Origin of the sequence: Streptomyces sp. NPDC051310, from assembly GCF_044455245.1 — a bacterium.
Taxonomy (GTDB): domain Bacteria; phylum Actinomycetota; class Actinomycetes; order Streptomycetales; family Streptomycetaceae; genus Streptomyces.
The window spans coordinates 56,633-69,375 of record NZ_JBITEO010000001.1; the positions used below are offsets into that span (position 1 = coordinate 56,633).

The following is a 12,743-nucleotide window of genomic DNA, read 5'->3' on the forward strand; positions in this document are numbered from 1 at the left end:
GTGCCGGGGCGGGGCGGGTATCAGATGCGGACCTGGACGGCCCGGGCGAGGCGGTCGTGCAGCCCGCGGCCGTCGCGGTCCCAGACGAGCGCGGGGATGGCCAGGCACAGCAGCGCGCTGCGGACGACCACCCGGACGATGCCGAGCCGCTCGCCGTCGACCGAGATGACGCGCAGCCCGAAGATCCGCTTGCCGGGAGTGCTGCCGACCGTACCGACGGTGAGTACGCTCAGTACGAGCAGCACGACCACGGCCCAGTTGCCGGCCGCGGTCTGGTCACCTCGCGCGATCAGGCCGTATGCGATCACCACGCAGAGCGTCCAGTCGATGAACAGGGCTCCGAAGCGTCGCCCGAGCGGGGCGATGGAGCCGGGCCCCTCCTGCGGCAGCCCGAGCCGCTCGCCCCGGTAACCGAAGTCGACACCCATGTCCTCGGCGGCCGCGCGCGGTCCGGAGAGCCACGATCCGATTGCTTGCCTGTTGTCCACCCGACCACGGTACTGTGCCCGCTTTCGATCACTTCCGCCCGGGTCCTTGCCGTGTTACCCGTCGGGCTGCTGGTTAACTTCACCGAAACAAATGGGTCATGCCTGAGAAATCCCGGGTACCTAGGGTCGGAACCAGCGTGTGCCACCGCACTGGCCTCACGACCGAGCTGCAACCCCGCCCCTCCCTGGGTGGGAGTAGGAGGAGTTGGATGTTCCAGAACGCCGACGAAGCCAAGAAGTTCATCAAGGACAACGACGTCAAGATGGTCGACGTCCGGTTCTGCGACCTTCCGGGCGTGATGCAGCACTTCACGATCCCGGCGACGGCGTTCGACCCGGCTGAGGAGCTCGCCTTCGACGGCTCGTCGATCCGCGGTTTCCAGGCCATCCACGAGTCGGACATGGCGCTGCGGGCCGACCTGTCCACGGCCCGGGTGGACCCCTTCCGCCGCGACAAGACGCTGAACATCAACTTCTTCATCCACGACCCGATCACGGGCGAGCAGTACAGCCGTGACCCGCGCAACATCGCCAAGAAGGCCGAGGCCTACCTCGCCTCCACCGGCATCGCGGACACCGCGTACTTCGGTCCCGAGGCCGAGTTCTACGTCTTCGACTCGGTCCGCTTCGAGACCTCCGCGAACCAGGGCTTCTACCACATCGACTCCGAGGCCGGCGCCTGGAACACCGGTGCGCTCGAGGACAACCGCGGCTACAAGGTCCGCTACAAGGGCGGCTACTTCCCGGCCCCGCCGGTCGACCACTTCGCCGACCTGCGCGCCGAGATCTCCCTGGAGCTGGAGAAGTCCGGCCTCCAGGTCGAGCGCCAGCACCACGAGGTCGGCACCGCCGGCCAGGCGGAGATCAACTACAAGTTCAACACGCTGCTCGCCGCGGCCGACGACCTGATGCTCTTCAAGTACATCGTGAAGAACGTCGCCTGGCGCAACGGCAAGACCGCGACCTTCATGCCGAAGCCGATCTTCGGTGACAACGGCTCGGGCATGCACGTCCACCAGTCGCTGTGGCAGGGCGGCGACCCGCTCTTCTACGACGAGCAGGGTTACGCGGGCCTCTCCGACACCGCCCGCTACTACATCGGCGGCATCCTGAAGCACGCCCCGTCGCTGCTGGCCTTCACCAACCCGACGGTGAACTCCTACCACCGCCTGGTGCCGGGCTTCGAGGCTCCGGTGAACCTCGTGTACTCGCAGCGCAACCGCTCCGCCGCGATGCGCATCCCGATCACGGGCTCGAACCCGAAGGCCAAGCGCGTCGAGTTCCGCGCCCCGGACCCGTCGTCCAACCCGTACCTGGCCTTCTCGGCGCTGCTGCTGGCCGGCCTCGACGGCATCAAGAACAAGATCGAGCCGGCGGAGCCGATCGACAAGGACCTCTACGAGCTCGCCCCCGAGGAGCACGCGGGCGTCCCGCAGGTCCCGACCGACCTCGCCTCGGTGCTGAAGGCGCTGGAGGAGGACAACGAGTACCTCCAGGCCGGTGGCGTCTTCACGTCCGACCTGATCGAGACGTGGATCGACTACAAGCGCACCAAGGAGATCGAGCCGATCCAGCTGCGGCCGCACCCGCACGAGTTCGAGCTGTACTTCGACATCTAGGAACACCCGGCCCGCTCCCGCGGGCCGTCGCCGAGGACCGTCACCCCGCAGGGGTGGCGGTCCTTCCGCATGACGGCGGGCGCTCACGCGGACAGCGAGCGCTCCAGCGGGGTGCGGAAGCGGGGGGTGACGCGGGTGCCGGCCAGCCGGGCGTGGAGGCGGGACGCTTCCGCCTTGACGGCCTTCACCGCCTCGCTCCCGGGGTCCGTCAGCAGGCGCCAGACCGGCTCGCCGTCCGGGCGCTGGGCCCAGCCGCCGATGATCCGGCCGTTCCACCAGACCGTGGGGCCGATGTTGCCGCTGCGGTCGAAGAGCTCGGCGCGGTGGCCGGGGTCGAGGTACCAGTCGCGCTGCTGCCAGCCCATGGGCGTGGGGTCCAGCGCCGGGAGGAACGCGGCCCACGGCGCCGGCTCCCCGGCCGGGCCGGTGTCGCCGGGCAGTACGTACCCGGTGGCGCCCTCGTCGAGGTCGGTCTCGACGGCCTCGACGGCCGACAGCGCCTTGCGGACGTCCGTGACCTTCCAGCCGCTCCACCAGGCGAGGTCCGCCTCGGTCGCCGGGCCGTAGGAGGCCAGCCACCGCCGGACGAGCGCGGCCTGCGCCTCCGCCGGCGCAAGGGCCGGCAGCGCGGGGGCGATCGCCCAGCGGAACCGGCTGGACGTCCACGAGCCGAGCGGGCGGCCCCGCACCACCTTGCCCTCGGTGCCGAGCAGCCGCAGCAGCCGCGTGGCCACGGTCTGCGGCTGTTCGTAGCGGGTCCCGGGGCCGTACAGGAACTGCTCCCGCAGCCGCGGCTCGTCCTGGGCGAGCTCGGCGGCGGTGGACTCGCCGCGCCGCTCCAGGGCCGCGAGGGCCGACTTCTCGACGTCCGCGAGCCACGCCTCGTCGAGGGAGCTGCCGGCCTTCAGCTGCTTGATGAGCGTGGCCCGCTCCCGGGCGGCGACGGCGTCGGTGGTGGACGACTGGACGACGGGCGCCAGCGCGGTCGGGACGACGAAGAGCGTGTGGCGCATGGCGTGCATCCGCACCAGGGTGCGGTCTTCGTACGGCGCGCGCTCCATGGCCGCCACCGGGTCACCGGCCGCACCCGCCAGCCGCGCCCCCGCGGCCAGGTGCACGGTGGCCGGGTCGGTGCCGTGCAGCGCCGTCAGCGCGCCGGCGACCTGCTCGACCGTGCCCGCCCGGGCTTCGGGGGCCAGGTGGTGGCGTACGGCGATACGGCGCCTGCGCTCTTCGCCGGTCATACGGGGACGCGGAGTCGGCATGGAGGAAACCTCACCGGGCGGACGGAGCAGGCCCGTGTCCGCCGCCCCCGGAGGCGGCGGACACGGGGAAGGGGCGGGCCGCTCAGCGGCCGGAGCGGATCAGGGTGCGCACCATGCGGCAGGTGGCGTCGGACGGCCGGTGCACGCCGACACGGGCCGCCGTGGTGCGTATGGTCTCGTCATCGGCCTTCGAGGGGTGGTAGACGCCCGAGTCGAGCAGGGCGATCGCCAGGCGCATGGCCTTGAGGCGGCGGTTGTGGGAGACGTACCACTCGCGGGGACGGCCCGCCGGCAGTGGCTTCCTGTGCAGAGGCTTCCAGGGTTCGAGGGGCAGTGTCCGGACCGCGGCGACAGCCATCGGCGACCTCCTGGTACGCGGTGTGGGGCCCTCCCCCGGGCCCTCACTGACTACCCCGATTTTACCGGCGACCACTGACAATCGGCCCTGGCCGGACGGGGTGTGAGGGGGCCGGGCGGTACGGTGTCGGCCATGGAGATCTGGATCAATCCCGCCTGTTCGAAGTGTCGCGGAGCCCTGGAACTGCTGGACGGGGAAGGCGCGCAGTACACGGTCCGCCGCTACCTGGAGGACGTGCCGTCCGCCGACGAGATCCGGGGCGTGCTGGAGCGGCTCGGTCTGGAGCCGTGGGACATCACCCGTACCCAGGAGGCCGCCGCCAAGGAGCTCGGCATGAAGGACTGGCCGCGCGAGGCCGGTGCGCGCGAGCGCTGGATCACGGCCCTGTCCGAGCACCCCAAGCTCATCCAGCGCCCGATCATCACGGCGGACGACGGTACGGCGGTGGTCGGCCGGACGGAGGAAGCGGTCCGCGACGCGCTCGGCCGCTCCCGCTGAAACGCCTGTGACGAAAGGGAGTTGAGACGAACCGGCTCGCTACTCGTACGTAGGGGCACACACGGAACCCATCCGGCCGCCGCTCCCCCGTGCGGCCGGGGACAGGAGCCCCCACGTGTCACGCAAGAAGACCCTCGGCGCGAAGAAGAAGATCGCCCTGTTCGCCGGCGCGGCAGCGCTGGTCGGCGGTACGGCGGTGGTGATGACCGGGACCAGCCAGGCGTCGGTCGCCTGCGACGGACTGGCCACCGCGCTGAGCAACAACGAGAAGTTCATCGCCGGGCAGCGGGCCAACCCCGACGCCCAGTCGGAGGCGCGGATCGCCAACCGGCAGGCGGTCATCGAGCAGATCAAGCGCCAGCAGGCCGCGTCGGGCTGTGAAGTGGGCCAGGGCGGCGCGGGCCAGGGCGGCGCCGACCAGGCGGCCGGCGGCAACGGCGGCGCGGGCCAAGCCCCCGGCGGCAACGGCGGCGGACAGGGCGGGGCCGACCAAGCCCCCGGCGGCAACGGCGGCGGACAGGGCGGGGCCGACCAAGCCCCCGGCGGCAACGGCGGCAACGGCGGCGCAGACCAAGCCCCCGGCGGCAACGGCGGCGGACAGGGCGGGGCCGACCAAGCCCCCGGCGGCAACGGCGGGGCCGACCAGGCCGCCGGCGGGAACGGCGGCGGACAGGGCGGGGCCGCAGGTGAGGTCGTCTGCGCCGGGTCCACCGTGACCCTCTCCGGCGAGGGCGGCGCCCCCGCCGCCTCCAGCAACCAGTTCCCGGTCGGCACCCGGCTGAAGGTGACGAACCTCGACAACAACAAGTCCACCACCGTCGAGGTCACCTCCGTCTCCGGCAGCTGCGCCCTGCTGAACAACGCCGCGTTCGAGCAGGTCCGCGAGCCGGGCAAGTTCCTCATCCGCAAGGCCCGCATCGAGCGCGTCGGCTGACGCCGGACGGGCCCCGGCGGACCCCGCCGGCGGGGGCGCGGCTTCGGCCGGTGAGCCGCGCCCCCGCCGAAATCGGTTCGGGCCCGCGCGGCCACCGGTGCTACGTTGCGGGGGCCGGCCGCGGGACTCCGGCGCGACTTCCGGGACTTGCCCTGTAAAGCAACGATTCAGCTGTTCGCGCCCCCATTCCCCGGCCGGCACCTGCTTTTGCGCACACCGGGGGGAAGGCGATGGCGGAGACGTTCTCCGACCTCATAGCGGCCGAGGACGTGCTGCTGTTCGTCAACGCGGCCGTGACGGCGACGGGGCAGCGGGAGTTCCGCTCCGGAGCCGACGAGCAGCGGCTGTCGCTGTCCTTCCTCCACGCGTACGTACGGACCAACTACCGGTCCGTCTACGCGGCCGCGCTCGCCCTCGACATCAACGACCACAACGCCGCCCTCATCATCGAGGAGCTGCTGCGCACGGCGGCCGACGCCGGCGGTCCGGAGCGGAAGCGCGCCGAGGGCCGGCTGATCGCGGCCCGCCTCGCCCTGCTGCCCCCGCAGCGGGTCTACCGCCTCTTCCGCGGGCTGCGGGCCGCGAAGGTGAACAACCGCCGTACGCGCGCGGTGCTGCGCGACTGGCTGGCGGCCCGTCCTGACCTGGCGCACGACGCGGTCAAGTACCGGTCCGGCCTGAAGGGGGCCGTCCGTCACGCGCACCTGGCGCTCCCGCACGACGAGGCGGGCGACTTCCTGTTCGCGCCGAAGCGGCGCGTCCGGTACGACGACGCCTTCCTGGACGCGCACCGCCGCGCCCATTACGAGCAGTCGGCGGTCTACGAGCTGCCGTTCACCGTCGCCGAGGGGTTCGCCGCCCGGCACGGCATCCCCCGCCAGGTGTTCCTGGAGCGGATCGCGCCGCGGATGACCCGCATGGAGCGGCTGCGCACCCGGCGTACCGGACCGGGCGCGACCGACCTGACCGTCATGCCGCTGACCCGGCTCGCGCTGTACGCGCTGTCGCTGGGCGTGGAGGAGCGGGTGGCCCGGCGCGCCGAGCTGACCGCTGCGTTGCGGGCGGCGGCGCGCCGGGCGGCGGGGCCGTACGCCGGTACGTGGGGGCGGGTGGCGGCGGTGCTCGACGACAGCTACTCCTCGTCCGGTTCGGGCGAGAAGCGGCGCCGCCCGCTCGCGGTGGCGCTCGGCTGCCACTTCCTGCTGGAGGCGCTGGCGGGGTCGTACACGCCGCTGTGGACGTCGGGCGGGACCGATGCCCTACTGGTGCGCCCCTGGGGGCCGACGCCGCTCGGTACGCGGATCCTCGACGCGCTGGACACGGCGCCGGAGCGGCTCGTCATCGTCTCCGACGGGTGGGACAACGCGCCGCCCGGCCTGGCGGGCGAGGTGCTGCGCGTGTGGCGGACCCGGCTCGACGCCGGGCGCCGCACCAGCGTGGTGCACGTGAACCCCGTATACGACGCCGATGGCTTCGACGTGCGGCGTCTGGCCCCGAGCGTGCCGACGGCCGGGATCCGCGACGCGGAGGACCTGCCCGCGCTGGTGGAGATCGCGCAGTTCGCGGAGGGGCGCACGGGGCTGGCCGATCTGCAGGCGTACCTGGACCGGCGGGTGGAGCTGTTCCTGCGGAGCACGAAGCGGACGAAGGGCATGAACGAGACGAAGGGGGCGGAGGCGTGACCCGGATCGACCTGGCGGGGCTGACCGCCCGGCCCGCGCAGGTGTGGGGCGGCATCCGCCTGGTGCCGCTGGTGCGGGAGGAGCCGGTGGAGTGGCTGCGGCTGCACCGGGAGGTGTACGGCGGGTACGGGGCGGGAGCGGTCGGCGTCGGCCCGCGCACCGAGTACGTCTCGTACATCCCGCACGGCTTCGTCGCGGACTGGTCCGGCGACACCGGCCGGACGGGCGGGTCGGCGGCGTACGGGACGCAGTTCGGCGACGGCGCGGAGCCGCCCGCTTGCGTCCCGGTCCGGCGCCACCACCGCATGGCCAAGGGCGAGCGGGGTGGGAAGAGGCTCCGCTTCCTGCCGCTCCACCTCGCCCTGGAGGGCTACCTGGCGCTGCACTTCGGCGGTCCGTCCGTGGTGTGGGACGAGTGGTCCCAGCAGGCGGTACGCCAGGGCCTTTCGCCGCGTGCGGAGGCCGCGTACGCCGGGTGGCAGGTGCGCGGGCTCGGCGAGGCGCTGCGCGTGTTCGAGATCCATCCGGGCCAGTGCGGGGTGTTGGTGTACGCGGCGGACGCGCTCGCCGCCGCCTTCCTCGTCCCGCACCCGGACGACTACCGCGCGCTGCACCCGACCCTGATCGAGGACCTGTACGGCGAGACGGTGCACCAGTACGCCCTGTACGGCGCGCCGGTGCCCGAGTTCACGGCTCGCATCCGCGACACGGGCCACCTGCGCGGCCTGGCGGACCTGCGGGCCGCGGCCCGTGCGCAGGAGCGGTCGTGGACGGAGTCGCACGACACGCTGATGGCGCGGGACCTGCTGGGGACGTCGTACGCCTTCGAGCGGGTGCGGCGGGCGGGACCGTACGAGCTGTACCGCTTCCTGCCGCCGTTCGTGCACAACGCGGGGCAGGAACAGCACATCGGCGAGGTGATCACCGACCACAAGGGGCGGGCGGTGTACCTCAAGTCGTTCCGGCTGTCCGACAAGCAGATCCGGCGCGGGTACCTGCTGCGGCGGCTGGCGGACTGCGACTGGCACCTGGGGCGTACGGCGGAGGCGCTCGGCACCGGGTACGAGGAGCTGGTGACCCGGATCCGGGCCGCGGGCTTCGCGTCGTTGCTGAATGCGCACACCGTGTCACAGCGGGTGCGGGAGGGCCGGGGAAGCTGAGTAACACGGGGTTCACAAACGGGCAACGGCCGGGAAATCCCCTCTTGCCAAGCTGCGCGGCATACCGCTGCACCCGCACAGGATGAGGCCCCCGTGAGCATCAAGGCTGAGTACATCTGGATCGACGGCACCGAGCCGACCGCCAAGCTTCGCTCGAAGACGAAGATACTCGCGGCGGGCGCGGCCACCGGTGTCGCCGAGCTCCCGATCTGGGGCTTCGACGGGTCCAGCACCAACCAGGCCGAGGGCCACGCCTCCGACCGCGTCCTCCAGCCGGTCTTCTCCTGCCCGGACCCGATCCGCGGCGGCGACCACATCCTGGTCCTGTGCGAGGTCCTCAACACGGACATGACGCCGCACGTGTCCAACACGCGGGCGGCGCTGGCCGAGGTCGCGGAGCGGTTCGCCGACCAGGAGCCGATCTTCGGCATCGAGCAGGAGTACACCTTCTTCGACGGCACCCGCCCGCTCGGCTTCCCGGTCGGGGGCTTCCCGGCCCCGCAGGGCGGCTACTACTGCGGCGTCGGCGCCGACGAGATCTTCGGCCGTGACGTCGTCGAGGCGCACCTGGACAACTGCCTCAAGGCGGGTCTGGGCATCTCCGGCATCAACGCCGAGGTCATGCCGGGCCAGTGGGAGTTCCAGGTCGGCCCGCTGGCGCCGCTGGAGGTCTCCGACCAGCTGTGGGTCGCGCGCTGGCTGCTCTACCGCACCGCCGAGGACTTCGGCGTCACCGCGACCCTCGACCCGAAGCCGGTCAAGGGCGACTGGAACGGCGCCGGCGCGCACACCAACTTCTCGACGAAGGCCATGCGCGAGGGCTACGACGCCATCATCACCGCGTGCGAGGCGCTCGGTGAGGGCTCCAAGCCGCTGGACCACGTCAAGAACTACGGCGCCGGCATCGACGACCGCCTCACCGGTCTGCACGAGACCGCCCCGTGGGACCAGTACTCCTACGGCGTCTCCGACCGCGGCGCCTCCGTGCGCATCCCCTGGCAGGTCGAGAAGGACGGCAAGGGCTACATCGAGGACCGCCGTCCGAACGCCAACGTCGACCCGTACACGGTCACCCGCCTGCTCGTGGACACCTGCTGCGCTGCCCTGGAGAAGGCCGGCCAGGTCTGATCCGCCGCAGTCGTCGCGTACGTGGGGGCGCTCACCGGTGACCGGTGAGCGCCCCGCCGTACGCCGGTCGCTACACTTCGCCGGGTCGTTCACCCGTACGCGTATGAAGAGGCCACCTGTATGACGCAGCCGCTGACGACGGTGTCCCTCGGCGGTGCGCGGGTGCCGGGGCCCCGCCGGAGCACGGAGGGCGGGACGGAGCCGACGCGCCGGCTCGACTCCCTGACCGGTCTGCGCTGGTGGGCGGCGTTCGCCGTCTTCGCGCACCACATGACCAATCTGGCGCCGCTGCCCGTGCACAAGGTGCTCGCGTTCGGGACGTACGGCGTCACGCTTTTCTTCGTCCTGTCCGGGTTCGTCCTGACCTGGTCCGCCCGGCCGGGCGTCACGGCAGCGACCTTCTACTGGCGGCGCCTGGCGCGTATCCACCCGTCCCACCTGGTGGCGCTGCTGCTCGCCGTGCCAGTCTTCTACAGTTTCAGCCCCGAGCCCGCGGACTGGTGGGTGAAACCGGTCAGCGCCGGGATCCTGCTGCTGTCGGTGGTGCTGCTCCAGGCCTGGTCCCTGGACCCCGTCGTCATGTACTCCGGCAACCCCGCGGCATGGACGCTGACGTGCGAGTACTTCTTCTACGCGCTGCACCCGGCGCTGCACCGGCTCTTCGGCCGGACGCGCGCCCGCGACGCGCTGGTCCTGACGGCCCTCACGTTCGCCGCGGCCCTGCTCTACCGGGCCGCCGTGTGGCACTGGCCCGCATCGTGGCTCGCTCAGGTGCCGCATCCGGTCGTGCGGCTGAGCGAGTTCGTGATCGGCATAGGCATCGCACGCGCCCTGCTCACGGGGTGGCGGGTACCCCTGAGGCCGGTGTGGTGCTATGTGGGCGCGGGTGCGCTGGTCGGCTGGCTCGTGGTGAGCCAGGGCCGCTCGTTCGACAGCCCGGCTCTGGAATTCGCCGCGGACGTCGCGCGCATCGGCAAGGCGGAGTGGATCACCGTCGCCTGCGCCGCGATGATCGCGGCGGTGGCGTGGAGCGACCTCCGGGGACGCCGGTCGCTCCTGCGCGGACGCACCCTGGTACGGCTCGGCGAGTGGTCGTTCGCCTTCTACCTGGTGCACTCCACGTTCATCTACGCGCTGCGGGACGTCTACGGCCTGCAGCCGGTGGCATGGTCCAACCTCCTGTGGTATGTGCCGCTGCTGCTGGTTTCGCTCGCTGCCGCCGCGGCCCTGCACCACGCGGTGGAGCGGCCGGTGGAACGCCGGCTGCGAGCGTGGCGGGACAACAGGGAGAAGTCCAGGGCGGCTTCTGGTTGAATGGGGCCATGGCCAGCCTCCGGAACCCCACGTGCGCCGCGACGGGTCGCGGCGACCTGGAGCCGTTCTGGCCGTCCCGTCAGCACCACGACTTCGACCGGGTGTGTTGCCGCGCGAGGAACGCGTCGGCCCTCTAACGCCTCCGGCGGCACCTGATCCGTCCCCGAGGCCTTCGGCCGTCGCGCCATGACGTACTTCCGTCCCTTCGCGCGAAAGAGCTGAGCCCACCATGGCGAACACCCGTACCCGCTCCGCCTCCGTTCCCTCTCCCGTCCCCGCCCCGGCTTCCGCCCCCGCTTCCGTCCCCGGCCGGCACCGGCTGCGGGCCGTCGGGCGGGACGAGGTCGTCGACGTCACCGAGCTGCTCCCGCCGGGCGCCACCTGGCTGCCCGCACCGGCGCACGCCGTGCCGGCGCTGCCCGGGCAGCCGCCGATGATCGGCTACCTCGTCCTCGTCCCCGCAGAGCAGCATGAGCCGGCGCCGGGGGCGGGCGCCGCCCCGGCCGGAGGCCCCGTGACCGTCGACTCCTCCCGGCGCACCGCGTTCGTGGACGGGCGGCCGCTGGACCTCACGTACCTGGAGTTCGAGCTGCTGGCGCACCTGGTGGCGAATCCCCACCGGGTGCACACCCGCGACCAGCTGGTGACCACCGTGTGGGGCTACGGCCACGTCGGCGACGGGCGTACGGTCGACGTCCACGTGGCCCGGCTGCGGCGGAAGCTGGGCGCCGAGCACCGCCGCACGATCCAGACCGTGCGGCGGGTCGGCTACAAGTACACGCCCTGACCGGCGTGTTCGGGCGGTCCGCCCGACGGGTCCGTCTAGCCGGCGCGGCGGCGGGCCGCCAGGCCCAGCGCCGCGTCGGCCACGAGGAACACCAGCAGGCTGATGCCCAGCATCGGTACGAACCAGCCGACCAGTGCCGTCGCGGCCGCGATCGGCAGCAGCAGGGTGACCGGCACCTTGCGCCAGGCGCCGCGGGGCACGGGCCGGCCGAAGCCCCGCGTGCGCTCCTTGGTGGGCCGGCGCAGCCACCACATCCGGTAGCCCCACAGGATGAGGAGGATCAGGCCCACCATGAGGGCGGCGAGGGCGAGCTGGTTGGCGAGGCCGAGGAAGACGCCCATGTGCGCGTCGATGCCGATGCGGGTCAGCTTGGCGAACAGCGGGTAGTCGGCGAACCGCAGTTCGTCCATGACCGTGCCGTCGGCCGGGTCGATCGCGACCGAGTCGAGGTGGACCGGGAACTGGGTGTCGGTCTCCTTGACGACGTAGCCGTTGCCCTCCGCCGGGAGGGTCACCGCGATTTTTCCGGACACCCCGGCGGCGGCGGCCGACTCGACGGCCTTGTCGATGCCGACGTCCGGGCCGGTGGCGGCCGGGGCCGTGTGGCCTCCGGCGCCGTGGCCCTCGTGGCCGTCCGCGCCGCCGCCCGAGCCACTGCCCGCGGTCGCGCCGCCGAGCGCCGCGGAGACGGTGGGCGTGGGACTGCTGAAGGTCTTCTGCAGCAGGTCGACGTTCTCCCCCGCGTACCGCGACCACGTCAGCCCGGTGACGGAGAGCAGGACGAGCCCGGTGACCGCCCACAGGCCCACGGAGCCGTGCCAGGAGAGGGTGCGGCGACGGGACTTGGGTCCGCGCTCGGGGACGAACAGGGCGCGCTTGGTGCGGCGCCTGCGGCCGATCCAGAGCAGCAGGCCGCCGAGGGCGACGACCCACATCCAGCTCGCGGCCATCTCGCTGTAGTTGCGGCCCAGCTCACCGAGGTGCAGGTCCGCGTGGAACTGCGAGATCCAGGCGCGCAGCGGGAGGGCGCCCGAACTGCCGTAGCTGGGCAGGGCCCCGCGTACCTCCGCGGTGTACGGGTCGACGAAGACGGCGAGGGACATGCCCTCCTCGACCTCCGGGCTGCTCATGAGGACGCGGGTGGTGGCCCCCTCCTCCGCCGACGGCCACACGGCCGTCACCGTCGCCTCGGGGTGGGCGTCGCGGGCGGCGCCGATCTGGGCGGAGAGCGGGAAGACCTGGTCGCCGGCCGGCACCCGCAGCTCGTGGCGGTAGACGACCTTCTCGGCCTGGAAGGAGAGGGCGTAAGCCAGTCCGCTGACGGCGGCGAGGAGGAGGAGCGGGGCCATGAGGAGGCCCGCGTAGAAGTGGAGGCGCAGGACGAGGGGGCGCAGGGCGCTCCAGGTCGTCGGGCGGGCCGCTTCCTCGGGGGCGGTGCGTGAGGGAGTGGACGGTGAAGGGGTGGTCCGGGGTGCTGCGGCGGGTATCGCCTGATCGTCGATGGCCATGA

At 72.5% G+C, this 12,743-nt stretch carries 12 protein-coding genes; 8 read left to right on the plus strand and 4 right to left on the minus strand.

The features are described from left to right. Positions 1-20: 20 nt before the first annotated feature. On the minus strand, positions 21-488 hold the full coding sequence (locus ACIA79_RS00240) for an RDD family protein (RefSeq protein ID WP_399425538.1): 468 nt from the start codon (positions 486-488) through the stop codon (positions 21-23). Positions 489-697: 209 nt separating this feature from the next. Between ACIA79_RS00240 and glnA the strand changes: the two genes are divergently transcribed. Next, complete coding sequence (glnA, locus tag ACIA79_RS00245; RefSeq protein WP_399425539.1) at positions 698-2,107, plus strand: type I glutamate--ammonia ligase; 1,410 nt, start codon at positions 698-700, stop codon at positions 2,105-2,107. 83 nt (positions 2,108-2,190) lie between these two features. Here glnA and ACIA79_RS00250 read toward each other — a convergent pair whose 3' ends face one another. Then, positions 2,191-3,372, minus strand: coding sequence for a winged helix DNA-binding domain-containing protein (locus tag ACIA79_RS00250; protein WP_399425541.1), 1,182 nt, complete (start codon positions 3,370-3,372; stop codon positions 2,191-2,193). 82 nt (positions 3,373-3,454) lie between these two features. Further along, positions 3,455-3,730 (minus strand): hypothetical protein, encoded by a 276-nt coding sequence (locus ACIA79_RS00255; RefSeq protein ID WP_399425543.1) that lies wholly within the window; start codon positions 3,728-3,730, stop codon positions 3,455-3,457. Positions 3,731-3,862: 132 nt separating this feature from the next. On the opposite strand from ACIA79_RS00255, the gene ACIA79_RS00260 reads away from it, so the two are divergent. From ACIA79_RS00260 to ACIA79_RS00290, 7 genes are all read left to right on the plus strand, one after another. After that, on the plus strand, positions 3,863-4,228 hold the full coding sequence (locus ACIA79_RS00260; protein WP_399425545.1) for an arsenate reductase family protein: 366 nt from the start codon (positions 3,863-3,865) through the stop codon (positions 4,226-4,228). Positions 4,229-4,343: 115 nt separating this feature from the next. Next, entirely contained in the window at positions 4,344-5,162 is an 819-nt protein-coding gene (locus tag ACIA79_RS00265; RefSeq protein ID WP_399425547.1) for a hypothetical protein, read from the plus strand. 230 nt (positions 5,163-5,392) lie between these two features. Then, positions 5,393-6,844 (plus strand): hypothetical protein, encoded by a 1,452-nt coding sequence (locus ACIA79_RS00270; RefSeq protein ID WP_399425549.1) that lies wholly within the window; start codon positions 5,393-5,395, stop codon positions 6,842-6,844. Then, positions 6,841-8,004, plus strand: a complete 1,164-nt coding sequence (locus ACIA79_RS00275) for an ARPP-2 domain-containing protein (protein ID WP_399425550.1) — start codon at positions 6,841-6,843, stop codon at positions 8,002-8,004. Before ACIA79_RS00270 ends, ACIA79_RS00275 begins: the two co-directional genes overlap by 4 nt. 93 nt (positions 8,005-8,097) lie before the next feature. Next, positions 8,098-9,132 carry a glutamine synthetase gene (glnII, locus tag ACIA79_RS00280; protein ID WP_399425552.1) on the plus strand — a complete coding sequence of 345 codons (1,035 nt, stop codon included), beginning with the start codon at positions 8,098-8,100 and terminating at the stop codon, positions 9,130-9,132. A 120-nt stretch (positions 9,133-9,252) separates the two neighbouring features. Beyond that, positions 9,253-10,446, plus strand: coding sequence for an acyltransferase family protein (locus ACIA79_RS00285; protein ID WP_399425553.1), 1,194 nt, complete (start codon positions 9,253-9,255; stop codon positions 10,444-10,446). Between the two features lie 229 nt (positions 10,447-10,675). Continuing rightward, complete coding sequence (locus ACIA79_RS00290; RefSeq protein ID WP_399425555.1) at positions 10,676-11,233, plus strand: winged helix-turn-helix domain-containing protein; 558 nt, start codon at positions 10,676-10,678, stop codon at positions 11,231-11,233. Between the two features lie 35 nt (positions 11,234-11,268). Here the strand turns inward: ACIA79_RS00290 and ACIA79_RS00295 are convergent, their stop codons facing one another. Continuing rightward, positions 11,269-12,741, minus strand: coding sequence for a PepSY-associated TM helix domain-containing protein (locus ACIA79_RS00295; RefSeq protein WP_399425557.1), 1,473 nt, complete (start codon positions 12,739-12,741; stop codon positions 11,269-11,271). Positions 12,742-12,743: the final 2 nt, after the last annotated feature.